This window comes from Dickeya undicola (assembly GCF_000784735.1).
Lineage (GTDB): Bacteria > Pseudomonadota > Gammaproteobacteria > Enterobacterales > Enterobacteriaceae > Dickeya > Dickeya undicola.
The window spans coordinates 68,383-92,832 of sequence record NZ_JSYG01000001.1 but is presented as its reverse complement, the minus strand read 5'-3'; the positions used below and the strand labels follow the sequence as shown (position 1 = coordinate 92,832).

Below are 24,450 nucleotides of genomic sequence, written 5' to 3'. Positions count from 1 at the left end.
AAATAAGGAAAATATAGAATGGCTAAGGGGCAATCTTTGCAAGATCCGTTCTTGAACGCTTTGCGTCGTGAACGTGTTCCGGTTTCGATTTATTTGGTTAATGGCATCAAACTGCAAGGTCAGATTGAGTCTTTCGATCAGTTTGTGATTCTGCTGAAAAACACAGTTAGCCAGATGGTGTACAAACACGCCATTTCTACGGTAGTTCCGTCTCGCCCGGTATCGCATCATAGCAATAACCCTGGCTCAAATAACTACCATGCCAATAACCAGTCTGCGCAGCAACAGCCGCAGCAGGAAAGTGATGACGCTGAATAAGGCGTCCTTACCCGTTTACCACGGTGGGAAAAGCGCTGAGTGCAGCGGCTTTCACTGCCGTGGTTGCTTTTTTCTGAGAGGGTGCCCGGTTGTTTGACCGTTATGAAGCCGGTGAACAGGCCATACTAGTTCATATTTACTTTTCGCAAGAGAAAGATACTGAGGATCTGCTGGAGTTTGAGTCTCTGGTGTCTTCAGCCGGAATAGACGCGTTGCAGGTAATTACCGGCAGCCGCAAGGCACCGCACTCTAAATATTTTGTCGGTGAAGGCAAGGCGGAAGAGATCGCTGCGGCGGTCAAAGCAACCGGTGCCTTTGTCGTGTTGTTCAATCATGCGTTGACGCCTGCCCAGGAGCGTAATCTGGAACGGCTGTGCGAATGCCGGGTTATCGACCGAACCGGGTTGATTTTGGATATCTTTGCTCAGCGTGCTCGTACCCATGAGGGGAAATTGCAGGTTGAGCTGGCGCAGTTGCGCCACCTGGCAACGCGTTTGGTGCGTGGCTGGACCCATCTTGAAAGACAGAAGGGCGGGATCGGTTTGCGCGGGCCGGGTGAAACCCAGTTGGAAACCGACCGGCGCTTGCTGCGTAACCGCATCAGTCAGATCTTGTCCCGCCTGGAAAGGGTGGAAAAGCAGCGTGAGCAGGGGCGTCGGGCGCGAACCCGAGCCGAAGTGCCGACGGTTTCGCTGGTGGGATACACCAACGCCGGGAAATCGACCCTGTTCAACCATATGACATCGGCAGATGTCTATGCCGCCGACCAACTGTTTGCCACGCTGGATCCGACCTTGCGACGCATCAATGTGGATGATGTCGGTGACACCGTACTGGCGGATACCGTCGGTTTTATCCGTGAGCTGCCGCATGATCTGGTCGCGGCATTTAAAGCGACGTTGCAGGAAACCCGCGAAGCGACGTTGCTGTTGCATGTGGTGGATGCTTCTGACGCTCGCATCGATGAAAACATTGATGCGGTGAATGACGTATTGGCTGAAATTGAAGCAGACGACATTCCGTTCCTGCTGGTCATGAACAAGATAGACCGGCTGGAAAACATTGAACCGCGTATCGACCGTGATGAAGAGAACCGACCGATCAGGGTATGGCTTTCAGCCCAGACCGGAGAAGGGATTCCATTATTATTCCAGGCGTTGACTGAACGGCTTTCCGGAGAGATTGCGCATTATTCTCTGCATCTTCCGCCGCAGGCCGGGCGCCTGAGAAGCCGTTTCTACCAGCTTCAGGCAATAGAAAAAGAATGGATTGAGGAAGACGGCAGCGTAGGGTTGGTGGTCAGAATGCCCATTATCGACTGGCGGCGCCTGTGTAAACAGGAGCAAAAATTGCAGGATTATATTGTCTGAGCGACACAGACAGTCTCATAACTCTGGGACATTGACCCCGAAAAATACCTATCATAATGAATGGAGCTAAACATGGCGTGGAATCAGCCCGGTAACAACGGACAGGACCGCGACCCGTGGGGGAGCAGCAATAACAATAGCGGCAACTCTGGCGGAAACAATAAAGGCGGACGAGATCAGGGGCCGCCTGATCTTGATGATATCTTCCGTAAGTTGAGCAAAAAGCTCGGCGAACTGGGTGGCAAGTCGTCTGGTTCCGGTACGGGTTCTCAGGGAGGCGGTGGCAACAATGGCCGTATTCTGGGACTGGTCGTGGCGGCGGCTGTGGTGGTTTGGGGCGTCAGCGGTTTCTATACCATCAAGGAAGCCGAGCGCGGCGTGGTCACCCGTTTTGGTAAGTTCAGTCATCTGGTTGGTCCGGGCCTGAACTGGAAACCGACCTTTGTTGATTCGGTACGTGCCGTCAACGTGGAGTCCGTCCGCGAATTGGCGACGTCTGGCGTTATGTTGACCTCCGATGAGAATGTGGTGCGGGTGGAGATGAACGTCCAGTACCGCGTCACCCAGCCGGACAAGTATCTGTTTAGCGTCACCAATGCTGATGACAGCCTGCGTCAGGCCACCGACAGCGCGCTGCGTGGGGTGATCGGCAAATACACCATGGATAAAATCCTCACTGAAGGGCGCACCATTGTGCGTACGGATACCCAGCGCGTGCTGGAAGAAACCGTGCGTCCTTATGACATGGGGATTACCCTGCTGGACGTGAACTTCCAGACCGCTCGTCCGCCTGAGGAAGTTAAAGCGGCGTTCGACGATGCGATCGCCGCTCGTGAAAACGAGCAGCAGTACATTCGTGAGGCGGAAGCTTACGCCAACGAAGTCCAGCCGCGTGCCAATGGTCAGGCACAACGCATTCTGGAGGAATCCCGCGCTTATAAAGATCGTACCGTGCTGGAAGCGCAGGGCGAAGTTTCTCGTTTCTCGCGTCTGTTGCCGGAATACAAAGCCGCACCGGAAATTACTCGTGAGCGCCTCTACATTGAGACGATGGAACGCGTGCTGAGCCACACCAACAAAGTGTTGGTGAGCGACAAGAGCAACAATCTGATGGTGCTGCCACTTGATCAAATCATGCGTGGTCAGGGAGGCGTTGCAGCCGGTGCACCGACGAGCGGCAATGCTGCCAACCCAGCTCCGTTGCGCCTGCCGTCAATCTCATCAAACAGTAGTGGTGTCGGCTATGCGCCGCGTTCTTCCGGCAGCAACGGCAACATTATGGATCAACGCCGCGCCAACGCGCAGCGTGACGAGAACATTCGCGTAGGGAGAGAATAATCAATGCGTAAGTCAGTCCTCTTTATTCTTGTCCTGTTACTGCTGGTGGTCTATGCCTCACTGTTTGTGGTGCAGGAAGGTCAGCGCGGTATCGTGATGCGCTTTGGCAAGGTTCTGCGCGACAATGAAAACAAGCCACTGGTGTATTTACCTGGCTTGCATGTGAAAATTCCGTTTCTGGAGTCGGTAAAAATGCTGGATGCCCGCATCCAGACCATGGAAAACCAGGCTGATCGCTTTATTACCAAAGAGCAGAAAGACCTGATTGTCGACTCTTATATCAAATGGCGTATCAGCGATTTCAGCCGTTACTACCTGGCTACCGGTGGTGGCGATGTATCTCAGGCGGAAGTCCTGTTGAAACGTAAGTTCAGTGACCGTCTGCGTTCCGAGATCGGTCGTCTGGATGTGAAAGGTATCGTGACCGATTCTCGCGGTCAGTTGATGTCTGATGTGCGTGAAGCGCTGAACGCCGGTACGGGCGAAACCACGGAAGCGGATAACGCGATTGCTTCAGCAGCAGCGCGCGTGGAACGCGAGACATCCAGCGGTGGTCCACGGGTTAACCCTAACAGTATGGCGGCGCTCGGGATCGAGGTGATCGACGTGCGTATCAAGCAGATCAACCTGCCAACTGAAGTATCGGACGCGATCTTCCAGCGTATGCGTGCGGAGCGTGAAGCGGTTGCTCGCCGTCATCGTTCTCAGGGTCAGGAGCAGGCCGAGAAAATCAAGGCAGCAGCCGATTATGAGGTTACTCGTACACTGGCGGAAGCTGAGCGTCAGGGGCGAATCCTGCGCGGTGAAGGGGATGCTGATGCAGCCAAACTGTTCGCCGGTGCGTTTAGCCAGGATCCGGCATTTTATGGCTTTATCCGTAGCCTGCGAGCTTATGAGAATAGCTTTAACAGCACCAATCAGGATGTGCTGGTGCTGAGCCCCGATAGTGATTTCTTCCGTTATATGAAATCGCCCGAGAAAAGCCTCTCTACTCGTTAAACGTATTTATCGCCATTACCAAGCCCGTGTTTACGGGCTTTTTTCTGTCTGGAGTTTTTTATGAATGTGAGCATCTGGCTGGCGTTGGGATTGGTGCTAATCATGGAAGGGTTGGGGCCGTTGCTGTTTCCACGTATTTGGCGGCGGATGATCCTGACCATGGCACAATTGCCCGATAATGTATTACGTCGGTTTGGTGGTGGGATTGTGGTTGCAGGCTGTGTGATCTACTACATGTTGCGTAGTCGGGCAGGCGGCTGAAACTTCCGCTAAAAATGTGCGCAAACGTGTGCTAAAAGTACTGAAAGCCGAAAGATGAGATGCTAGAATCCATTTTTAACCAATCTGGTGATTCTTGAGATGGGTAAGAACGTTGTCGTACTGGGCACCCAATGGGGTGACGAAGGTAAAGGCAAGGTCGTAGACCTGCTGACTGAACGGGCCAAATATGTTGTGCGCTACCAGGGTGGTCACAATGCTGGTCACACGCTGGTTATCAACGGTGAAAAAACCGTTCTCCATTTAATTCCCTCAGGTATTCTGCGCGAAAATGTCGTCAGCATCATCGGTAACGGTGTCGTGCTGGCACCGGATGCGCTTCTGAAAGAAATGACCGCACTTGAAGCACGTGGCGTGCCGGTGCGTGAGCGTCTGTTGCTTTCCGAAGCCTGCCCGCTGATTCTGCCGTACCATGTGGCGCTGGATAATGCCCGTGAAAAAGCGCGCGGTGCTAAAGCTATCGGCACCACCGGTCGTGGTATCGGCCCGGCATATGAAGATAAGGTTGCGCGTCGTGGTTTGCGTGTTGGCGACCTGTTCGATCGGGAAAGTTTTGCCGCCAAGCTGAAAGAAATTATGGAATACCATAACTTCCAACTGGTGCATTACTACAAAGCTGATGCGGTGGATTACCAGAAAACACTGAGCGACGTGCTGGCGGTTGCTGACATCCTGACCGCGATGGTTGTGGATGTGTCCGATCTGCTGCATAAAGCGCATCAACGTGGTGATCTGGTGATGTTTGAAGGCGCGCAGGGCACGCTGCTGGACATCGACCACGGTACTTATCCGTATGTAACCTCTTCCAACACCACCGCTGGTGGCGTGGCGACCGGTTCTGGTCTGGGGCCGCGTTATGTAGATTACGTGCTGGGTATCGTTAAAGCCTATTCCACCCGTGTTGGTGCAGGCCCGTTCCCGACCGAGCTGTTCGATGACGTTGGCGAGCACCTGTCGCAGAAAGGCAACGAATTTGGCGCAACGACTGGCCGCCGCCGCCGTACCGGCTGGTTGGATGCGGTTGCAGTGCGTCGTGCGGTGCAGATTAACTCTCTGTCGGGTTTCTGCCTGACCAAGCTGGACGTTCTGGATGGCTTGAAAGAAGTGAAAATCTGCATTGGCTACCGTATGCCTGATGGCAGCGAAGTCGATGTGACCCCGCTGGCTGCCGATGGCTGGGAAGGCATTGAACCGATTTATGAAACGCTGCCGGGTTGGTCTGAAAGCACCTTTGGTGTGAAAGAGTACAGCAAATTGCCGCAGGCTGCGTTGAACTACATTAAACGCATTGAAGAAGTAACCGGTGTGCCGGTGGATATCATTTCTACAGGCCCAGACCGTGAAGAAACCATGATTCTGCGCGATCCTTTCGACGCGTAATATCGATGGTCGCTGCATGAAAAAGGACGGGCTTGCCCGTCCTTTTTGCTATCTGCTCGCCGACAAACAGGTTGTCGGCGATGCACGCAGCCTGCAATAACCCCGTTAGTCCGCGTTGTCTGTTGCCTGCGCTTTGGCGTTCAACGCATCCAGCAGTTTGTTGTGAATATTGCCGAAGCCACCGTTGCTCATTACCAGTATATGGTCGCCAGGCTGAGCGGTTTTGCTGATCATCTCCACCAGTGTGTCGATATCTGCGCTCCAGTAAGCTGGTTGAACGCAGGCATCAGCCACTTCAGCCACCTGCCAGGGAATATGCTGGGGCTGGAACAGGAAGACACCGTCAGCGCGGCCCAGCGCCGGTGCTAACTCGTTTTTGCAATGACCCATTTTCATGGTGTTGGAGCGAGGTTCCAGCACGGCGAGAATCCGCGCGGTGCCTCCCACCTTGCTGCGTAAGGCGGCCAGCGTAGCGAGGATCGCGGTTGGGTGGTGGGCAAAATCGTCATAGACCGACACGCCGTGCGCGCTGCCACGCAGTTCCAGCCGCCGACGGGCGTTAATGAAACCGCTCAGTGCGCGGCAGGCTTCTTCTGGCGGGACGCCAACATGACGCGCTGCGGCAATCGCCATCAGGCCGTTATGCATGTTGTGTTCGCCCACCATATTCCAGGTGACTTCCCCAACCAGTTGCTCGTTGAGATACACCTGAAACACACTGGCGTCGGTGGTGACTTTTTTCGCTTTCCAGATGCCTTCTTCCCCGACCAGCTCTTGCTCGCTCCAGCATCCCATGCTCATCACCTGTTTCAAATGCAGGTCGTGAGACGGAACGATGATGCGGCCCTTGCCTGGAACCAAGCGCACCAGATGGTGGAACTGTTTCTGGATGGCCTTGAGGTCGTCGAAGATATCCGCGTGGTCAAATTCCAGATTATTCAGAATTAACGTGCGCGGACTGTAGTGCACGAATTTGGAACGCTTGTCGAAGAAGGCGCAGTCATACTCGTCCGCTTCGACCACGAAGAACGGGCTTTCACCCAGGCGCGCAGAGACGGTGAAGTTGCCCGGTACGCCGCCGATGACGAATCCCGGCTGGTAGCCGCAGTCTTCCAGAATCCAGGTCACCATACCCGCAGTAGTGGTTTTGCCGTGAGTACCGGCAACGGCGATCACCCAGCGTTCGCGCAGAACGTGATCATGAAGCCATTGCGGACCGGACATATACGGGATATTTTGTTCCAGCACCGCCTCAACGCAGGGGTTGCCACGGGTCATGGCATTGCCAATGATGACCAGATCCGGAGCCGGGTCCAACTGCGCTGGGTCGTATCCCTGGATAAGGGTAATCCCTTGTTCTTCCAGTAAGGTACTCATTGGCGGATAGACGTTAGCATCCGAACCGGTTACCTGATGTCCTTGTGATCGGGCCAGCAACGCCAGTCCTCCCATGAAGGTGCCACAGATTCCTAAAATATGAATACGCATACGTTTTCCATCTATATTCAGAGAGTCTGCCGTCCATTCTAACGCCTGGAATACGTCATAAGAAATGGATTTGCTAGGTACTCGCTTTCTCTTTGGGCTACACTGCAGACGCAAACGCTGGCGGTACAAAAATGAAACCGCTTTTCATTCGTAGATTCTGGAATAGTGTTATGAAAACGTTAGGCGAATTTATCGTCGAAAAACAGCACGATTTCTCTCACGCCACTGGTGAGCTGACTGCGTTGCTGTCGGCCATCAAACTGGGTGCGAAGATTATCCACCGCGACATCAACAAAGCTGGTCTGGTGGATATTCTGGGCACCAGCGGCGTTTCCAACGTTCAGGGCGAAGTGCAGATGAAGCTCGATCTGTACGCCAATGAAAAGCTGAAAGCGGCGCTGAAAGCACGTGGCGAGGTAGCAGGGATTGCTTCCGAAGAAGAAGACGAAATTGTTATCTTCGACGGTGAGCGCGCTGAAAACGCCAAATACGTGGTATTGATGGACCCGCTGGACGGTTCTTCCAATATTGACGTTAACGTCTCTGTCGGAACCATTTTCTCCATTTACCGCCGCATCACCCCGCTGGGTATGCCGGTGCGCGAAGAGGATTTCCTCCAGCCTGGCCACAAACAGGTGGCTGCCGGTTATATCGTGTATGGCTCTTCTACTATGCTGGTGTACACCACCGGTCACGGTGTTCATGCCTTCACTTATGACCCGTCGCTGGGGGTATTCTGCCTGTCTCACGAACGTGTATGTTTCCCAGAGAAAGGCAACATGTACTCCATCAACGAAGGGAACTACATTAAATTCCCGCAAGGTGTGAAGAAGTACATCAAATACTGTCAGGAGCAGGATGAGGCGACTCAGCGTCCGTATACCACCCGTTATATCGGTTCGCTGGTGGCAGACTTCCACCGTAACCTGTTGAAAGGCGGTATTTATCTCTATCCGAGTACGGCCAGCTACCCGGAAGGGAAACTGCGTTTGCTGTACGAATGCAACCCGATGGCGTTTTTGGCTGAACAGGCGGGCGGTAAAGCCAGCGACGGCAAAAACCGTATTCTGGATATCATGCCGCAGAAACTGCATCAGCGTGCGCCGTTCTTCGTCGGCAATACGTCGATGGTGGAAGATCTGGAAGGATTCCTGCGCGACTACCCGGACGCGTAAATTCACGCCAGCAGTTAATTCAGGCCCGCGAATGCGGGCCTGAATCGTTTATGGCATTGGTAGCATTAGGAAAGGGCGTGGTGTGAACCACGGTGTCTGATTTATTGCGGTCTGTCGAGTTGCTGCTCGAACCAGCTTTCCAGAATAATCACAGCGGAGGCAGCATCCACACTGCTTTTGTCCAGCGCCCGAAACCCGCCACGTTCGAACAAATCCGCCCGCGCTTCCACCGTGCTGAGTCGCTCATCGTGCAGCTCAACCTTGACGCCGAAACGGCCATGCAGGCGTTGGGAAAATTTGCGCGCCCGAGCGGTCAGCGGTTGCTCGGTGCCGTCCATGTTCAGCGGCAAGCCGACGATAATCAGCGAGGGCTGCCACTCGTTGAGCAACTTTTCCACTTTCTGCCAGTCGGGCACGCCATCCTGCGCTTTCAGTGAGGTTAGCGGGCGGGCAGTGCCAGTGATTTCCTGGCCGATAGCGACGCCAATGCTACGGGTGCCGAAGTCGAAGGCCAGTAAAGTTCGATTTCCCATCAGGCGTGCCCCGCTTCGGCGGCGATATTATGAATATCTATGCCCAGTTTTTTGGCGGCGGCGCGCCAACGCTCGGCTATCGGGGTGTGGAACAGCAGATGATGATCTGCCTGTACCGTTAGCCAGGCATTTTCCAGCAGCTCGTTTTCCAACTGACCACTTTCCCAGGCGGAATACCCCAGCGCTACCAGTGTATTGCTCGGTTGTTCCGGTGTCCCAAGCGTTTCCAGCACATCCTTTGAGGTGGTGATCATGGTTTCGTCGGAAATGCTGATGCTGGATGCGAAACCAGGGTGTGGCGTATGCAGGATAAAACCACGGTCGTCCGCCAGCGGACCGCCGGAAAAGACCGGCTTGTCGAGCCGAATGGCCATATCCCGTGGATTAGGCGTGATTTTCAGTTTTTTGAGGATATTTTCGACGGTGAACTGTTCCATTGGCTTGTTGATGATAAGGCCCATGGCGCCGTCCTCATTGTGCTCGCAGATGTAAATCACCGTCCGCTTGAACACGGGGTCCAGCAGAGAGGGCATCGCAATCAGAAAATGGTGCTGTAAATTCATTGTCTTATTATCGCTTCTCTGTCGGATTGGATGTTTCTGGTTCGCTGCCGGGCAGCGAACCAGGTAGGGATACATCACCGACCGGGATACGGTCCATGTATCAGTTAACGCTGAGCTAGTCGGCGTTCAATGGCGTCCATCAGCATACCGGTAATAGAAACATCCGAGTAAGCCGCTTCGATTTCACGCACGCAGGTCGGGCTGGTGACGTTGATTTCAGTCAGGCGGTCGCCAATGATGTCCAGTCCGACGAAGATCAATCCCTTCTGTTTCAGCACTGGGGCTACAGTCCGGGCAATCTGCCAGTCACTTTCGCTGAGCGGGCGGGCTTCGCCACGACCACCGGCTGCCAGGTTACCGCGGGTTTCACCGCTTTTCGGGATACGGGCCAGGCAGTAAGGCACTGGCTCGCCATCCACCACCAGCACGCGCTTGTCACCGTCTTTGATGGCAGGCAGGTAATTCTGTGCCATGCAGTAACGGCTACCGTGTTCGGTCAGGGTTTCGATGATCACGGATACGTTGGCGTCTTCCGGTTTCAGGCGGAAAATTGATGCGCCGCCCATGCCGTCGAGCGGTTTGAGGATCACGTCGCTATGGTGCTGGTGGAACGCACGCAGTCGGTCGGCGTTGCGAGTTACCAATGTATCCGGTGTGAGTTGCGGGAACCAGGCGGTGAACAGTTTCTCGTTGCAGTCGCGCAGGCTCTGTGGCTTATTGACGATGAGTGTCCCTTTCTCTTCCGCACGCTCCAGAATATAGGTGGCGTAGATAAATTCGGTGTCGAACGGCGGGTCTTTACGCATCAGCACCACGTCCAGTTCATGCAGGGCGATGTCCTGCGTCGTACCGAAGTCATACCAGCCGTTGTAGTCGTACTGAACGCTCAGCGTGCGGGTGGTGGCGCGAGCTTCGCCCGCATGTAGGTAGAGGTCACCCATTTCCATATAGTGCAGTTCCCAGCCACGACGCTGCGCTTCCTGCAACATTGCAAAGCTGGTGTCTTTCTTGATATTGATGGACGAGATTGGGTCCATCACGATACCGAGTTTAATCATTGTTATCTCCTTTACCCCAGATCGCCGAATCGTACCTGTAGCGCGGTGATTGCGGTGAGCGCGGTGGTTTCTGTTCGCAGAACGCGAGGCCCCAGCAGAATATCAGTAAAACCCTGGGTTGCAGTCATGGCGATTTCGTCTGTCGACAGCCCGCCTTCCGGGCCAATCAGCAGCCGGATGCGCGAGACCGGCAACGGTAGCGTGTTGATACTGTTCGCTGCCCGTGGATGTAGATTCAGTTTTAACCCATTGTCTGGTTCTGCGCACCAGCTTTCCAGTGTCTGAACGGGGCGAATTTCTGGCACGCGATTTCTGCCGCATTGTTCACAGGCGGCAATGGCGATTTTCTGCCACTGCGCGATTTTCTTCTCCAGCCGTTCGCCGTCCAGTTTGACGCCGCAGCGTTCGGAGAGCAGCGGGGTGATGACATTCACCCCCAGCTCAATGGATTTTTGGATGGTGAACTCCATTTTCTCGCCACGCGACATCACCTGGCCCAGGTGCAGGTGTAACGGCGATTCCCGGTTTTCGGCCTGCCCAGCGGCATAGCGGACCCGCACACTTTTTTTCCCTGCCTGCAAAATCTCGGCGTCAAAGACCTGGTTGCTGTCGTCGAACAATTGCAACGTCTGCCCGGCACTCATGCGGAGCACCCGGCCCACATGGTTGGCGGCGTCTTCGCTCAAATCCGTTTCTCCCCCCTGCGGGGCAAGCGTGTCGGGATGAAAAATGCGCGGTATTCGCATGAATAATCTGGCCTTACGTGGTTATCAGTCGGATGGCGAATGGCCCGGCGTGCGTCAGCCACCGTGCGGCGACGGTGGCGACAACGGCAGGCAATCATTATAAGAGACAAGCCGTTATAGTAGGGAGCGGCGTCAGGGCTGGCAAGCCTGTTGCACGTATGGGTTATGGTTGCCCTGTACGGCGGCGATGCGTTTTTCGCGGGTGCACTCCCACGTCGTGACCGGATACTGCTTGTTCCAGACGTCAAACAGCTGGGTTTGCTGGCGGGACAGGTTCAGGTTGTAACGGTCACGCATATAGAAGTAGGTGCGGGCGATCGCGCCACGGGCACGTTCGGGCGGCTCCGCCAACTGATTTTTAAAATCAATTTTCATCTCGCATTGACCGTACTGACGTTCGCCGCCATTCCACTGGCTGTACATAAAGTTGCCGCGATCGCCGTTCACTTCGCCAATCGCTGGCTGCAGGTTGTGCAAGTCGGTTTCTATCTGGCGGTAAACGTCGTCTTTGGTGCAGTTTTTGCGCCCACCGTCCTGCCAGCACTGGCGCTGGTGACCAAACTGCCACGCTGGCACCACGTGTTCCCACTCGATACGGCTGGCACGGTTGGCGTCTTTACGTACCTGATAACCGCAGGAAGCCAGGTCCGGCGTCCCTTTTTTGCCCTGCCAGTTGATCTTACAGCCGCAATAGAAGGTGCCGGGTGCATCCTGATGGATTTTAGCGGCAGCAGCCTTGGCCTGCGTAAAATTGTTGATGTTCTGACCGGCGGCGGCCAGCGTTGTCAGGCCTGCGCCTAACACTGCGAAAATGACAAGATTGCGAAGCATATTCCAGAATCACCAGCAGGGTTGAAAGTGGGCAGCGTACCTGAAGAACACCATGCAGGCAAACGTAAAAAAGACAGCATGAAACGCTGGATTTCTGGTTTAAACAGAGTTTGTTACGATGGCGCGTAACCGCTCGCCGCAAGACCGGCAACGGTATTCCGACTCGCCCCGAACGACGCGATTATGGCGGCGCAGCGTGAGTTCATGTCGGCGGCAGGCGCACTGATAAGGGAACGTTTTGCCCTGCACCGAGGCGAGCGCAAATTGATGGGTCCGGCGGGCGGGTACGTTCAGTACGTTTTCCATCATCCAGCGCCATTCCCGGCCATGCGGCGCGGTTTTGCCGAAACGGGCGTATACCAGCAGATGCGCCAGCTCATGCGGGACCACTTCATCAATGAATGCCTGCTGGTTTTCCTGCAACAAGACCGGATTAAGGCGGATTTCCCACGTTGTTAGCCAGGCGCTACCCGCAGTGGAGCCGCGTTGCTGATAGTTGATGACGGGTTCGGGATAATTACAGCCTAATACCCTGTTGGCCTGTTGGAGTTTTTCCCGCAGACAGCGCATCACCGCTTGCTGCAGGGCGATAGAGAGTCGTGGCGTGTTCATGCTGGCAGCTTACGGTCTGGGCGGGCCGGATGCAATAACGCCTGTCGGCGGCCTGGCAATAAAAAACGGCGAAGCAGAGGCTTCGCCGTTTGGCATGACAGCGCAGGGCGATTATTTCAGGCCAGCGGCATCACGCAGTTTTTCTGCCACGTCGGTTTTTTCCCACGGGAATTCCGCACGACCGAAGTGGCCGTAAGCCGCGGTTTTCTGATAAATCGGGTGCAGCAGGTCCAGCATCTGGATCAGGCCATATGGGCGCAGATCGAAGAACTGGCGCACCAAATCGACCAGACGATCGCTGGGCACTTTCTCGGTGCCGAAGGTTTCCACCATGATGGAGGTTGGCTCCGCTACGCCGATAGCGTAGGACACCTGAATTTCACAGCGATCCGCCAGACCGGCGGCAACGATGTTTTTTGCCACATAGCGGGCGGCGTAGGCAGCGGAACGGTCCACTTTGGACGGGTCCTTGCCGGAGAACGCGCCGCCACCGTGACGGGCGGCACCGCCGTAGGTATCGACGATGATTTTACGACCGGTCAGGCCGCAGTCACCCATCGGCCCACCGATCACGAAACGACCGGTCGGGTTGATGAAGTATTTGGTATTGGCGGAGAGCCACTCAGACGGCAGAACCGGTTTGATGATCTCTTCCATCACCGCTTCTTGCAGATCTTTCTGCGCGATGGATTCCGAATGCTGGGTAGACAGCACGACCGCATCGATACCGACGATCTTGCCGTCGTCGTAGGCGAAGGTCACCTGGCTTTTGGCGTCCGGGCGCAGCCACGGCAGGGTGCCGTTTTTACGCACTTCAGACTGACGCTGTACCAGACGGTGCGCGTAAGTGATCGGTGCTGGCATCAGCACGTCGGTTTCGTTAGTCGCGTAACCGAACATCAGGCCCTGATCGCCTGCGCCTTGTTCCAACGGGTCTTTACGGTCAACACCTTGATTAATATCCGGCGATTGTTTGCCAATCGCGCTCAGTACGGCGCAGGAGTTGGCATCAAAACCCATCTCGGAGTTGACATAACCAATTTCGCGGACGGTGCGGCGCGTGATTTCTTCGATATCAACCCAGGCGCTGGTGGTAATTTCACCACCCACTAACACCATACCGGTTTTTACGTAAGTTTCGCAGGCAACCCGCGCTTTGGGATCCTGTTCCAGAATCGCGTCAAGGACGGCGTCAGAAATCTGGTCAGCGATTTTATCAGGATGTCCTTCGGAAACCGACTCGGACGTAAAAAGGTGTTTAGCCATGAGTTTCTTTACCTTATAAGCTAAAGCCGTTAAGCAATATATCAGTTAATCAGTATAGATGGATTAACATCTGGACGGCTATTCTAGGTCACACTGTAGCCCCATGCCAGCAGTTTTTATGCCGCACGGGCCGGTTGAAGATGTTCATCGGCATTTTTTGCAGAAATGATAGGGTTTTTTACCATTTTCATTTTGCTTTTCCGGGGCCGGATAGGTATAAACGGCGGGCGGTTTTGTTGTCCGTAATTCGGGCGATTCCGGCACGCTGCGCGACGCTTATCCAGGGTGATATGTGAGTGATGGCGACGGGGTTCAGCCCGATACTGTTTGACCATTTTCCTGATGGTTTTTCGTGATAGCCTGACCGCATCATCTGCGGCGAGCGTGGAGGTGATAGGATTAATGATCCGTTGTTTATTGAGTGAGTTGCGCCCGCTGCGCTTTTCTTCTGACGCCATCGCGTCACTGACTCAATCCTTTCCGACATTTGCCCGAAGTTGCCTGTCCCGCAGCGCAACGCAGGACTCCCGAGCTGGCTAACCTGCTTTTTTCTCCGCGCCAGTGAATGCGTTTGCATTCTTCCTGGTGATGTTTTCCCTGGTTTTCACCGACCCGAACCTCGGAGTCTGACATCGTGTTTTACACTAATAAGAGTCATAAAACGGCGGCATACTACTGCCCGTCGGGTTTTTCACTGCCGACGTCGCACGTTTTTGCTGTGCCGCCGGTGCTTGTTGCGGGAAAAAATGTGATTATTCATCAAGAAGTGGAAGAAGGGGATCGCCATGTCTGACGATATGATTCAACCGTACTCGTCAGCGGCGGGTAAACACGATCATCTGCGCTCCATGCAGGAGGTAGCCATGAATGACCGCGATGCCAGCGAGATGCTGAGAACCTATAATATTGCCTGGTGGGGCAACAACTATTACGACGTCAACGAGCTGGGGCACATCAGCGTCTGCCCGGATCCGGATGTGCCGGAAGCGCGCGTTGACCTGGCAAAACTGGTGAAAACCCGTCAACAGGGGAACCAGCGCCTGCCCGCGTTATTCTGCTTCCCGCAGATTCTGCAGCACCGTCTGCGCTCCATCAACGCGGCGTTTAAACGTGCGCGTGAGTCCTTCGGCTATGAAGGCGGCTATTTCCTGGTATATCCCATCAAAGTTAACCAGCATCGCCGCGTGATTGAATCGCTGATCAATTCCGGCGAGCCGCTGGGGCTGGAGGCAGGTTCCAAAGCCGAACTGATGGCGGTGCTGGCCCACGCGGGTATGACCCGCTCCGTCATCGTCTGCAACGGTTATAAAGATCGCGAGTACATCCGTCTGGCGCTGATCGGCGAAAAGCTGGGCCACAAGGTGTATCTGGTCATCGAAAAGATGTCAGAAATCAACATGGTGCTGGAAGAAGCCGAGCGGCTGAACGTGGTGCCGCGTTTGGGTGTGCGTGCCCGTCTGGCATCGCAGGGCTCTGGCAAATGGCAGTCGAGTGGTGGTGAAAAATCCAAGTTCGGCCTGGCGGCGACGCAGGTACTGCAACTGGTGGAACTGCTGCGCAAGGCCAATCGCCTCGATAGCCTGCAATTGCTGCACTTCCATCTTGGCTCACAGTTGGCGAACATCCGTGATATCGCGACTGGCGTGCGTGAATCGGCGCGTTTCTACGTCGAACTGCACAAGCTGGGCGTCAATATCCAGTGCTTTGACGTGGGCGGCGGTCTGGGTGTCGATTATGAAGGAACCCGCTCGCAGTCCGACTGTTCGGTCAACTACGGCCTGAACGAATACGCCAACAACGTCATCTGGGGTATCGGCGACGCCTGTAACGAATACGGCCTGCCGCACCCGACGGTGATCACCGAATCTGGACGCGCCGTCACTGCGCATCACACCGTACTGGTGTCCAACATCATCGGGGTGGAGCGCAACGAATTCAGCGAACCGGTCGCGCCGGATGAAGACGCGCCGCGCGCGCTGGAAAGTTTGTGGAATACCTGGCAGGAAATCAAGGAACCGGGCAACCGTCGTTCATTGCGCGAGTGGCTGCACGACAGCCAGATGGACCTGCACGATATCCACACTCAATACACCCACGGCATGTTGGATTTGACCCAACGTGCGCAGGCAGAGCAACTGTACCTTAATATCTGTCAGCAGATTCAACAGCAGCTTGATCCGAGCAACCGTGCCCACCGGCCGATTATCGATGAACTGCAGGAGCGCATGGCAGACAAGCTGTACGTCAACTTCTCGCTGTTCCAGTCGATGCCGGATGCCTGGGGTATCGACCAGTTGTTCCCGGTGTTGCCGCTGGAAGGGCTGGACAAGCCGCCGCAGCGTCGCGCGGTGTTGCTGGATATCACCTGTGATTCCGATGGTGCCATCGACCACTATGTTGACGGCGACGGCGTTGCCACCACCATGCCGATGCCGCCATATGACCCGGAAAATCCGCCGCTGTTAGGCTTTTTCATGGTCGGCGCTTATCAGGAAATTCTCGGCAACATGCATAACCTGTTCGGCGATACCTCCACCGTGGATGTGTTCGTATTCCAGGACGGCAGCGTTGAACTGGAAGAGTCGGATGAAGGCAATACCGTGGCCGATATGCTGGAATACGTGCAGTTGGACCCGAATGTGCTGATGTCCCGCTTCCGCGATCAGGTCAAGGAAACCGATCTGGCACCGGAGCTACAAGCACAATTCCTTGAAGAATTTGAAACCGGCTTGTACGGTTATACGTATCTGGAAGACGAATAATATTTCGTACGGAAAGGTTGAGTACTGATGAGGTACTCAACCTTTTTCTTTTTCAGGGTGACAGAACAGCCGGTTCTGATTGCTCTGCGGAATCGGGTTCCAGTTGGTCTGTTGTTGCATACGGCTTATAAATACTTTGATGATAACGTTGTGGCGCAATACTGATACTCAATGAGGTATGGCATTGCGCTTTTCATATTTGATGACAGGAAAGGGTATATGTCTGATCTGAATCGTCAGCGGCTATTTTTCACCAGCTGCTTTTCCTATGCGTTGACCGGTGCGCTGGTTATCGTGACCGGTATGGTCATGGGTGATATCGCCCAGTACTTTAATGTGCCGATTGCCAACATGAGCAATACCTTTACGTTTCTGAACGCCGGTATTTTGCTGTCCATTTTCCTCAATGTGTGGCTGATGGATATTTTCCCGCTGAAAAAACAGCTGGTCTTCGGTTTTATCCTGATCGTGCTGTCTGTCATTGGGCTGTTCGTGGGTAAATCGCTGGCGGTATTTTCTGCCTGTATGTTTACGTTGGGCGTGGTCAGCGGCATTACCATGTCGATCGGCACCTTCCTGATTACACAACTGTATTCCGGCCGTCAGCGCGGTGCTCGCCTGCTGTTTACCGATTCGTTTTTCAGTATGGCCGGTATGATTTTCCCGATTGTGGCCGCGGCGCTGTTATCTCGTCATTTTGGCTGGTACTGGATTTACGCCTGTATCGGGCTGCTGTACGTGGCGATTCTGGTGTTGACGCTGTTGTCTGACTTCCCTGCCATCGGCACAGATAAAACCAGCGCTCAGAAAACGGCTGTCGAGTCGGAAAAATGGGGCATGGGTGTGGTATTCCTGTCGATCGCCGCACTGTGCTACATTCTGGGTCAGTTGGCGTTTATCCAGTGGGTGCCGGAATATGTGACCAAATCCTTTGGTATGAGCATCGGCGATGCCGGTGAACTGGTCAGCAGTTTCTGGACGTCATATATGATCGGCATGTGGGTGTTTAGCTTTGTGCTCAAATTCTTTGATTTGCAGCGCGTCGTTACCGTACTGGCTATTCTGGCCGCTGGGGCGATGTACCTGTTCGTGAGCAGTGATCAGCCTCAACTGCTGAAATACTTCATCTTTGGCCTGGGCTTTATTTCCAGCGCCATCTACACCACGCTGATTACGCTGGGATCCCAACAGACTAAAGTGCCGTCGCCGAAACTGGTGAACTTCATTCTGACCTGCGGAACGGTCGGGACCATGCTGACCTTTATCGTCACCGGGCCGATCGTACAGCACTTTGGCGTTCATGCTGCGTTAGTGACCGCCAATGGCCTGTATTTCGTCGTGTTTGTCATGTGTTTATTGCTGGGTCTGGTTACCCGTCATCGTCTGCATGGGCATGAAGCCGCAGCGCATTAAGCGGGGATAAACGCCGACCAGTAACACTCAAAAGGCATCCTCAGGGATGCCTTTTTACCCGTCTTTCTGATCAATTCAATGCTGTGTGATTAGTTAACCAATACGCCTACTCGTGTGCCATGCGTTCAACCGCTCCGTTGAGTGCTGTGGTCATCTCCGTTCAGCATCATACCGCCCAAAATGTAATGAAAAATCGTGGGCGTAAACAGGTAAAGCTGCTACATCGTGTGAGCTGGAGCGAATAAAACCACCCTGATAAAACGAAAAGCCTGCCATCCGGCCTACAGGTCAGCAGATTCGTGCGTTTTTTCCGCTTGCTGTTCCATGTGCAATCGGCCGGGTTTTCATGTACATTTGTGGATATCTTTTCTTTGCCTTTTTGAGCTAACACATTGATTAATATGTATTATGTTCGACAGGCAACTGTTCAATCCGATCTGGAGTAAAGCATGTCCTCTCGTAAAGAACTTGCCAATGCTATCCGTGCGTTGAGTATGGATGGTGTGCAGAAGGCCAAATCTGGTCATCCGGGCGCACCGATGGGTATGGCGGATATCGCCGAAGTCCTGTGGCGTGACCATTTGAACCACAACCCGGCCAACCCACATTGGGCCAACCGCGACCGCTTCGTGCTGTCCAACGGTCATGCCTCTATGCTGATCTACAGCCTGCTGCACCTGACCGGTTACGATTTGCCGATTGAAGAACTGAAAAACTTCCGCCAGCTGCACTCCAGAACGCCGGGTCACCCGGAAGTGGGTTATACGCCGGGCGTAGAAACCACCACCGGCCCGTTGGGCCAGGGGATCGCCAATGCTGTCGGTATGGCGATTGCTGAGCGCACGTTGGCTGCACAGTTCAACCGTCCTGGTCATGACATTGTTGACCACCACACCTATGTGTTCCTGGGTGACGGTTGCATGATGGAAGGGATTTCCCATGAAGTCTGTTCGCTGGCCGGGACCCTGAAACTGGGCAAACTGGTCGCCTTCTACGATGACAACGGTATTTCCATCGACGGCCACATCGAAGGCTGGTTTACCGATGACACCGCCGCTCGTTTCGAATCCTACGGCTGGCACGTGGTACGCGGTGTTGATGGTCACGATGCTGACGCTATCCAGCGAGCTATCAAAGAAGCGCAGAGCGTGACCGACAAACCGTCACTGCTGCTGTGCAAAACCGTGATCGGTTTCGGTTCGCCGAACAAAGCTGGCACCCACGACTCCCACGGTGCCCCGCTGGGTGATGCCGAAGTCGCTGCCACCCGCGAACAGCTGGGCTGGAAATACGGTCCGTTTGAAATCCCGGCTGATATTTATGCCGCCTGGGATGCCCGCCAAGCCGGTCAGAGCAAAGAAGCTGCCTGGCAGCAGGCGTTCAATGCCTATGCCAGCGCTTATCCGGAACTGGCAGCCGAATTTACCCGTCGCGTGAACGGCGAACTGCCAGCTAACTGGCAGGCTGAGTCGACTAAAGTTGTCGAGCAATTGCAGGCCAACCCGGCCAAGATCGCCAGCCGTAAAGCCTCGCAAAACGCACTGGAAGCCTATGGCAAGCTGTTACCGGAATTCCTGGGTGGTTCTGCCGACCTGGCACCAAGCAACCTGACCATTTGGTCCGGCTCCAAAGCGCTGAATGAAGACCCGGCGGGCAACTACATCCATTATGGCGTGCGCGAATTCGGTATGACTGCTATCGCCAACGGTATCTCGCTGCACGGTGGCTTCGTGCCGTACACCGCGACCTTCCTGATGTTCGTTGAATATGCCCGTAACGCGGTGCGTATGGCGGCGTTGATGAAAGTGCGCAGCATCTATGTCTATACCCACGACTCTATCGGTCTGGGCGAAGACGGCCCGACCCACCAGCCGGTGGAACAGTTGGCCAGCCTGCGCGTGACGCCGAACATGAGCACCTGGCGCCCGGCGGATCAGGTAGAAACCGCGGTGGCCTGGAAATACGCCATTGAGCGTAAAGACGGCCCGACGGCGCTGATCCTGTCTCGTCAGAACCTGGCGCAGCAGGATCGTACCGCCCAGCAGTTGGCGGACGTCGCTAAAGGCGCTTATGTGCTGAAAGACAGCGGCGGCCAGCCGCAGCTGATTCTGATCGCCACCGGCTCCGAAGTGGAATTGGCGGTTACCGCCTGGCAGAAACTGACCGACGAAGGCGTTAAGGCGCGCGTGGTGTCCATGCCGTCTACCGATGCGTTCGACAAGCAGGATGCGGCTTACCGTGAAGCGGTGCTGCCGTCTGCGGTGTCTGCCCGTGTGGCGATTGAGGCTGGCATTGCCGACTACTGGTACAAATATGTCGGTCTGAATGGTGCGATTGTTGGTATGGAAAGCTTTGGCGAATCCGCACCGGCAGAAAAACTGTTCGACGTATTTGGCTTCACTACCGACAACGTGGTAGCGAAGGCGAAAGCGCTGCTGAAATAAGCACGTCGCTTCGTTCGCTTCTCTTGCAAAGCCGGGATCGTCTCCCGGCTTTTTTGATCCCGTCTGCTTTTCTGTAGCAAACCGTGCGGTAATTTTTTGACGCAGATCACTCTTCTGGTATCCGACCTGTCGCCATATTTCCTTTGACCAGCAATTCGTTTATTCTAGCTGAAGCGTTTCAGTTGCTGGTGTGACAGCACCTGGCAGTTGGGATCCCACTGGGATCAGGTTCGCAGCCTACCGTGCGCAACAAGCGGTTTATTCCTGACGACGTACTGATTATTCTATGATGCGCGATGCTTATCACTACACAGGGAATTTCATGACAATCCGTATTGCGATAAACGGTTTTGGTCGCATTGGTCGTAGCGTACTGCGCGCGTTGTACGAGTCTGGTCGGCGGGCTGAGATTGCGGTGGTGGCGATTAATGAACTGGCCAACGCCGAAGGGGTTGCTCATCTGCTTAAATATGACAGCAGTCATGGCCGCTTTTCGTGGGATGTACGTCAGGAGTGTGATCGCTTGTCGGTAGGGGATGACACTATTCGCCTGTTGCATGAGCCGGACCTTCGTTCCCTGCCGTGGGGGGAGCTTGGCGTTGATATCGTGCTGGATTGCAGTGGGGTATACGGCAGTCGCGCCGATGGCGAAGCCCATCTGGCGGCGGGGGCGAAGAAAGTGCTGTTCTCCCACCCTGGCGCGCCGGATCTCGACGCCACCATCGTGTACGGCGTCAACCATCCGGATTTGCAAGCGGTGCACCGTCTGGTGTCCAACGCCTCCTGCACCACCAACTGTATTATTCCGATTATCAAGCTGCTGGACGATGCGTATGGCATCGAGAGTGGCACCGTCACCACGATCCATGCGTCGATGAACGACCAACCGGTGATCGACGCTTATCACCATGACCTGAGGCGTACCCGTGCGGCCAGTCAGTCGATCATCCCGGTGGATACCAAACTGGCGGTCGGTATTACCCGTTTCTTTCCGAAATTTGAAGACCGTTTTGAGGCGATTTCGGTGCGGGTGCCAACCATCAATGTGACGGCCATTGACCTGAGCGTCAGTGTGAAAAACGCGGTAAACGTAAGTGAAATCAATACGCTGTTTCGTCAATCAGCGCAGAATACATTTCGTGGTATAGTTGACTATACCGATTTACCGTTGGTTTCCGTGGACTTCAACCATGACCCGCATAGTGCGATTGTGGATGGAACGCAAACCCGGGTCAGCGGAGGGCATCTGATCAAGACGTTGGTCTGGTGCGATAACGAATGGGGCTTTGCCAACCGAATGTTGGATACAACTCGGGCGATGGCAGCCTGCGGTTTCTGATAGGCGGCGTCGGGAAACCGGCGCCTCACTCAAGCAACTTTAAAGAGAATCAACAAGAGGATTCACCATGGCTGTAATTAAGATGACCGACCTGGATCTGGCTGGCAAACGCGTGCTGATCCGTGCGGATCTGAACGTGCCGGTTAAAGATGGCAAAGTGACGTCTGATGCCCGTATCCGCGCTTCCCTGCCGACCATTGAAATCGCCCTGAAGCAGGGTGCTCGCGTGATGGTGACATCCCACCTGGGTCGTCCGACCGAAGGCGAGTACAACGAAGAATTCTCCCTGCTGCCAGTTGTTAACTACCTGAAAGATCGCCTGTCTGCACCGGTGCGTCTGGCGAAAGATTACCTGGACGGCGTTGACGTAGCGGAAGGTGAACTGGTCGTGCTGGAAAACGTTCGCTTTAACAAAGGCGAGAAGAAAGACGACGAAGTCCTGTCCAAAAAATATGCCGCACTGTGCGACGTGTTCGTAATGGATGCGTTCGGTACTGCGCACCGTGCCCAGGCTTCTACCCATGGTGTGGGTAAATTTGCACCGATCGCTTGTGCTGGCCCGCTGCTGTCTGACGAACTGGAAGCGCTGGGTAAAGCACTGGGCAACCCGGCTCGCCCGATGGTCGCCATCGTCGGTGGTTCTAAAGTTTCCACTAAACTGACCGTGCTGGATTCGCTGTCTAAAATCGCTGACCAGCTGATCGTCGGCGGCGGTATCGCCAATACCTTCGTGGCTGCTCAAGGCCATAACGTCGGTAAATCACTGTATGAAGCTGAACTGATTCCGGAAGCGAAAAAGCTGCTGGAAACCTGCGATATTCCTGTACCGAGCGATGTTCGCGTAGCTACGGAATTCTCCGAAACTGCCACGGCAACATTGAAATCCGTTGCCGCCATTAAAGATGATGAGCAGATTCTGGACTTGGGTGATGTATCCGCAGAGCGTCTGGCTGAAATTCTGAAGAATGCCAAAACCATTCTGTGGAATGGCCCGGTCGGCGTATTCGAATTCCCGAACTTCCGCAAGGGTACAGAAGTGATTGCCAATGCCATCGCCAACAGCGACGCGTTCTCCATTGCAGGTGGCGGTGATACGCTGGCGGCGATCGACCTGTTCGGCATTGCCGACAAGATCTCCTATATTTCTACCGGTGGCGGCGCTTTCCTGGAGTTCGTGGAAGGCAAAAAACTGCCTGCGGTGGTCATGCTGGAAGAGCGTGCTCGTCAGTAAGCCGTTTTAATCCGTTATTCGAAGCGGGCGCGTTTCCCGCTTCCGGTTACCCGGTCAGTGGCCGGGTAACCAGCAAGTAATCGTGCAGTAAAGCGTGATGATGCCGACACAATCACAGTTGTATCGGTAAACGTAGTAACAGACAAATCTCTAACCCTCCACGGCCAACGAAACAGGACACGTGACATGTCTAAAATCTTTGATTTCGTAAAACCTGGTGTCATCACAGGTGATGACGTTCAGAAAGTATTCGCAATTGCCAAAGAAAATCACTTTGCATTGCCGGCGGTTAACTGTGTCGGTACTGACTCTATTAACGCCGTTCTGGAAGCCGCAGCCAAAGTGCGCGCGCCGGTAATCGTTCAGTTCTCCAACGGTGGCGCTGCGTTTACCGCTGGTAAAGGTCTGAAAGCTGAAGGTCAGCAGGCGGCAATTCTGGGTGCGATTTCTGGCGCTCACCACGTACATCAGTTGGCCGAGCATTATGGCGTTCCGGTGATTCTGCACACCGACCATTGCGCGAAGAAACTGCTGCCGTGGCTGGACGGCCTGCTGGACGCTGGCGAGAAGCATTATGCTGCTACCGGTAAACCGCTGTTCTCTTCCCACATGATTGACCTGTCTGAAGAGTCTCTGGAAGAAAACATCGAGATTTGCAGCAAGTATCTGGCGCGCATGGCGAAACTGGACATGACGCTGGAAATCGAACTGGGCTGCACCGGCGGTGAAGAAGACGGTGTGGATAACAGCCACCTGGACAACTCCGCGCTGTATACCCAGCCGGAAGATGTGGCTTACGCCTACGAAAAACTGAACGCCATCAGCCCGCGTTTCACCATTGCGGCGTCCTTCGGTAACGTACACGGCGTGTACAAGCCGGGTAACGTTCAGCTGACGCCGAAAATCCTGCGCAACTCTCAGGAATTCGTATCCAAGAAATTCAACCTGCCGCACAACAGCCTGGACTTCGTATTCCACGGCGGTTCAGGTTCTTCTGCGGAAGAAATCGCCGAAGCGGTCAGCTACGGTGTGGTGAAGATGAACATCGACACCGACACCCAGTGGGCAACCTGGGAAGGCATCCTGAACTACTACAAGAAAAACGAAGGCTATCTGCAGGGCCAGCTGGGTAACCCGGAAGGCAGCGACAAGCCGAACAAGAAATACTATGACCCGCGTGTCTGGCTGCGTGCCGGTCAGGCAAGCATGGTAGCGCGTCTGGAAAAAGCGTTTAAAGAACTGAACGCAATCGACGTACTGTAATTTTCTCAGTATGGTTTGACTAAGGCTCCTACGGGAGCCTTA

The 24,450-nt window shown here is 54.6% G+C and carries 23 protein-coding genes; 14 read left to right on the top strand and 9 right to left on the bottom strand.

Annotated features, from left to right (window positions below):
- Positions 1 to 18 precede the first annotated feature (18 nt).
- The 6 genes from hfq to OB87_RS00360 all read left to right on the top strand — a co-directional run bounded on the left by hfq (position 19) and on the right by OB87_RS00360 (position 5,684).
- Positions 19 to 318 carry an RNA chaperone Hfq gene (gene hfq / locus OB87_RS00385; RefSeq protein WP_033567471.1) on the top strand — a complete coding sequence of 100 codons (300 nt, stop codon included), beginning with the start codon at positions 19 to 21 and terminating at the stop codon, positions 316 to 318.
- Positions 319 to 407: 89 nt separating this feature from the next.
- A complete protein-coding gene (gene hflX / locus OB87_RS00380; protein WP_033567470.1) occupies positions 408 to 1,688 on the top strand; it encodes a ribosome rescue GTPase HflX in 1,281 nt (426 codons plus the stop codon).
- A 72-nt stretch (positions 1,689 to 1,760) separates the two neighbouring features.
- Positions 1,761 to 3,026 (top strand): FtsH protease activity modulator HflK, encoded by a 1,266-nt coding sequence (hflK, locus tag OB87_RS00375; RefSeq protein ID WP_033567469.1) that lies wholly within the window; start codon positions 1,761 to 1,763, stop codon positions 3,024 to 3,026.
- 3 nt (positions 3,027 to 3,029) lie between these two features.
- A complete protein-coding gene (gene hflC / locus OB87_RS00370) occupies positions 3,030 to 4,025 on the top strand; it encodes a protease modulator HflC (protein ID WP_033567468.1) in 996 nt (331 codons plus the stop codon).
- Between the two features lie 60 nt (positions 4,026 to 4,085).
- Positions 4,086 to 4,286, top strand: coding sequence for a DUF2065 domain-containing protein (locus OB87_RS00365; protein ID WP_033567467.1), 201 nt, complete (start codon positions 4,086 to 4,088; stop codon positions 4,284 to 4,286).
- Positions 4,287 to 4,385: 99 nt separating this feature from the next.
- A complete protein-coding gene (locus OB87_RS00360) occupies positions 4,386 to 5,684 on the top strand; it encodes an adenylosuccinate synthase (RefSeq protein WP_033567466.1) in 1,299 nt (432 codons plus the stop codon).
- Positions 5,685 to 5,789: 105 nt separating this feature from the next.
- Here the strand turns inward: OB87_RS00360 and mpl are convergent, their stop codons facing one another.
- Positions 5,790 to 7,172, bottom strand: coding sequence for a UDP-N-acetylmuramate:L-alanyl-gamma-D-glutamyl-meso-diaminopimelate ligase (gene mpl / locus OB87_RS00355; protein WP_033567465.1), 1,383 nt, complete (start codon positions 7,170 to 7,172; stop codon positions 5,790 to 5,792).
- A gap of 170 nt (positions 7,173 to 7,342) precedes the next feature.
- Here mpl and fbp point away from each other — a divergent pair, with 170 nt between their 5' ends.
- A complete protein-coding gene (fbp, locus tag OB87_RS00350) occupies positions 7,343 to 8,347 on the top strand; it encodes a class 1 fructose-bisphosphatase (RefSeq protein WP_033567464.1) in 1,005 nt (334 codons plus the stop codon).
- Between the two features lie 101 nt (positions 8,348 to 8,448).
- On the opposite strand, the gene ruvX is transcribed toward fbp, so the two are convergent.
- The 8 genes from ruvX to OB87_RS00310 form a co-directional block, all read right to left on the bottom strand.
- Positions 8,449 to 8,880: a Holliday junction resolvase RuvX gene (gene ruvX / locus OB87_RS00345; RefSeq protein ID WP_033567463.1), complete on the bottom strand. Its 432-nt coding sequence runs from the start codon at positions 8,878 to 8,880 to the stop codon at positions 8,449 to 8,451.
- Positions 8,880 to 9,443, bottom strand: coding sequence for a YqgE/AlgH family protein (locus OB87_RS00340; RefSeq protein WP_033567462.1), 564 nt, complete (start codon positions 9,441 to 9,443; stop codon positions 8,880 to 8,882). Before OB87_RS00340 ends, ruvX begins: the two co-directional genes overlap by 1 nt.
- A 104-nt stretch (positions 9,444 to 9,547) precedes the next feature.
- Positions 9,548 to 10,501, bottom strand: coding sequence for a glutathione synthase (gene gshB / locus OB87_RS00335; RefSeq protein WP_033567461.1), 954 nt, complete (start codon positions 10,499 to 10,501; stop codon positions 9,548 to 9,550).
- A gap of 11 nt (positions 10,502 to 10,512) precedes the next feature.
- Positions 10,513 to 11,247, bottom strand: coding sequence for a 16S rRNA (uracil(1498)-N(3))-methyltransferase (rsmE, locus tag OB87_RS00330; protein ID WP_033567460.1), 735 nt, complete (start codon positions 11,245 to 11,247; stop codon positions 10,513 to 10,515).
- 132 nt (positions 11,248 to 11,379) lie between these two features.
- Positions 11,380 to 12,078: a deoxyribonuclease I gene (endA, locus tag OB87_RS00325; RefSeq protein ID WP_033567459.1), complete on the bottom strand. Its 699-nt coding sequence runs from the start codon at positions 12,076 to 12,078 to the stop codon at positions 11,380 to 11,382.
- Between the two features lie 99 nt (positions 12,079 to 12,177).
- The gene (locus tag OB87_RS00320; protein ID WP_033567458.1) at positions 12,178 to 12,690 is read right to left on the bottom strand and encodes a SprT family zinc-dependent metalloprotease; all 513 of its coding nucleotides are present in this window, start codon (positions 12,688 to 12,690) and stop codon (positions 12,178 to 12,180) included.
- A 111-nt stretch (positions 12,691 to 12,801) separates the two neighbouring features.
- Positions 12,802 to 13,956 (bottom strand): methionine adenosyltransferase, encoded by a 1,155-nt coding sequence (gene metK, locus OB87_RS00315; RefSeq protein WP_033567457.1) that lies wholly within the window; start codon positions 13,954 to 13,956, stop codon positions 12,802 to 12,804.
- Positions 13,957 to 14,072: 116 nt separating this feature from the next.
- The gene (locus tag OB87_RS00310; protein ID WP_033567456.1) at positions 14,073 to 14,414 is read right to left on the bottom strand and encodes a hypothetical protein; all 342 of its coding nucleotides are present in this window, start codon (positions 14,412 to 14,414) and stop codon (positions 14,073 to 14,075) included.
- Between the two features lie 176 nt (positions 14,415 to 14,590).
- On the opposite strand from OB87_RS00310, the gene OB87_RS20805 reads away from it, so the two are divergent.
- The 7 genes from OB87_RS20805 to fbaA all read left to right on the top strand — a co-directional run bounded on the left by OB87_RS20805 (position 14,591) and on the right by fbaA (position 24,408).
- Positions 14,591 to 14,749, top strand: a complete 159-nt coding sequence (locus OB87_RS20805; protein ID WP_161556312.1) for a hypothetical protein — start codon at positions 14,591 to 14,593, stop codon at positions 14,747 to 14,749.
- A complete protein-coding gene (gene speA, locus OB87_RS00305) occupies positions 14,742 to 16,718 on the top strand; it encodes a biosynthetic arginine decarboxylase (protein WP_033567455.1) in 1,977 nt (658 codons plus the stop codon). Before OB87_RS20805 ends, speA begins: the two co-directional genes overlap by 8 nt.
- Positions 16,719 to 16,937: 219 nt before the next feature.
- Positions 16,938 to 18,131, top strand: a complete 1,194-nt coding sequence (gene tsgA, locus OB87_RS00300; RefSeq protein WP_033567454.1) for an MFS transporter TsgA — start codon at positions 16,938 to 16,940, stop codon at positions 18,129 to 18,131.
- Between the two features lie 449 nt (positions 18,132 to 18,580).
- Positions 18,581 to 20,575 (top strand): transketolase, encoded by a 1,995-nt coding sequence (tkt, locus tag OB87_RS00295; protein ID WP_033567453.1) that lies wholly within the window; start codon positions 18,581 to 18,583, stop codon positions 20,573 to 20,575.
- Positions 20,576 to 20,897: 322 nt separating this feature from the next.
- Positions 20,898 to 21,914, top strand: a complete 1,017-nt coding sequence (gene epd / locus OB87_RS00290) for an erythrose-4-phosphate dehydrogenase (protein WP_033567452.1) — start codon at positions 20,898 to 20,900, stop codon at positions 21,912 to 21,914.
- A gap of 67 nt (positions 21,915 to 21,981) precedes the next feature.
- Positions 21,982 to 23,145 (top strand): phosphoglycerate kinase, encoded by a 1,164-nt coding sequence (pgk, locus tag OB87_RS00285; RefSeq protein WP_033567451.1) that lies wholly within the window; start codon positions 21,982 to 21,984, stop codon positions 23,143 to 23,145.
- A 186-nt stretch (positions 23,146 to 23,331) separates the two neighbouring features.
- Positions 23,332 to 24,408 carry a class II fructose-bisphosphate aldolase gene (gene fbaA, locus OB87_RS00280; protein ID WP_033567450.1) on the top strand — a complete coding sequence of 359 codons (1,077 nt, stop codon included), beginning with the start codon at positions 23,332 to 23,334 and terminating at the stop codon, positions 24,406 to 24,408.
- The last annotated feature ends 42 nt before the right edge of the window (positions 24,409 to 24,450 follow it).

Coding starts and splice junctions, on each gene's coding strand:
- hfq (WP_033567471.1), top strand. CDS start 19: ATGGCTAAGGGGCAATCTTTGCAAGATCCGTTCTTGAACGCTTTGCGT.
- hflK (WP_033567469.1), top strand. CDS start 1,761: ATGGCGTGGAATCAGCCCGGTAACAACGGACAGGACCGCGACCCGTGG.
- hflC (WP_033567468.1), top strand. CDS start 3,030: ATGCGTAAGTCAGTCCTCTTTATTCTTGTCCTGTTACTGCTGGTGGTC.
- OB87_RS00365 (WP_033567467.1), top strand. CDS start 4,086: ATGAATGTGAGCATCTGGCTGGCGTTGGGATTGGTGCTAATCATGGAA.
- OB87_RS00360 (WP_033567466.1), top strand. CDS start 4,386: ATGGGTAAGAACGTTGTCGTACTGGGCACCCAATGGGGTGACGAAGGT.
- mpl (WP_033567465.1), bottom strand. CDS start 7,172: ATGCGTATTCATATTTTAGGAATCTGTGGCACCTTCATGGGAGGACTG.
- fbp (WP_033567464.1), top strand. CDS start 7,343: ATGAAAACGTTAGGCGAATTTATCGTCGAAAAACAGCACGATTTCTCT.
- ruvX (WP_033567463.1), bottom strand. CDS start 8,880: ATGGGAAATCGAACTTTACTGGCCTTCGACTTCGGCACCCGTAGCATT.
- OB87_RS00340 (WP_033567462.1), bottom strand. CDS start 9,443: ATGAATTTACAGCACCATTTTCTGATTGCGATGCCCTCTCTGCTGGAC.
- gshB (WP_033567461.1), bottom strand. CDS start 10,501: ATGATTAAACTCGGTATCGTGATGGACCCAATCTCGTCCATCAATATC.
- rsmE (WP_033567460.1), bottom strand. CDS start 11,247: ATGCGAATACCGCGCATTTTTCATCCCGACACGCTTGCCCCGCAGGGG.
- endA (WP_033567459.1), bottom strand. CDS start 12,078: ATGCTTCGCAATCTTGTCATTTTCGCAGTGTTAGGCGCAGGCCTGACA.
- OB87_RS00320 (WP_033567458.1), bottom strand. CDS start 12,690: ATGAACACGCCACGACTCTCTATCGCCCTGCAGCAAGCGGTGATGCGC.
- metK (WP_033567457.1), bottom strand. CDS start 13,956: ATGGCTAAACACCTTTTTACGTCCGAGTCGGTTTCCGAAGGACATCCT.
- OB87_RS00310 (WP_033567456.1), bottom strand. CDS start 14,414: ATGGCGTCAGAAGAAAAGCGCAGCGGGCGCAACTCACTCAATAAACAA.
- speA (WP_033567455.1), top strand. CDS start 14,742: ATGTCTGACGATATGATTCAACCGTACTCGTCAGCGGCGGGTAAACAC.
- tsgA (WP_033567454.1), top strand. CDS start 16,938: ATGTCTGATCTGAATCGTCAGCGGCTATTTTTCACCAGCTGCTTTTCC.
- tkt (WP_033567453.1), top strand. CDS start 18,581: ATGTCCTCTCGTAAAGAACTTGCCAATGCTATCCGTGCGTTGAGTATG.
- epd (WP_033567452.1), top strand. CDS start 20,898: ATGACAATCCGTATTGCGATAAACGGTTTTGGTCGCATTGGTCGTAGC.
- pgk (WP_033567451.1), top strand. CDS start 21,982: ATGGCTGTAATTAAGATGACCGACCTGGATCTGGCTGGCAAACGCGTG.
- fbaA (WP_033567450.1), top strand. CDS start 23,332: ATGTCTAAAATCTTTGATTTCGTAAAACCTGGTGTCATCACAGGTGAT.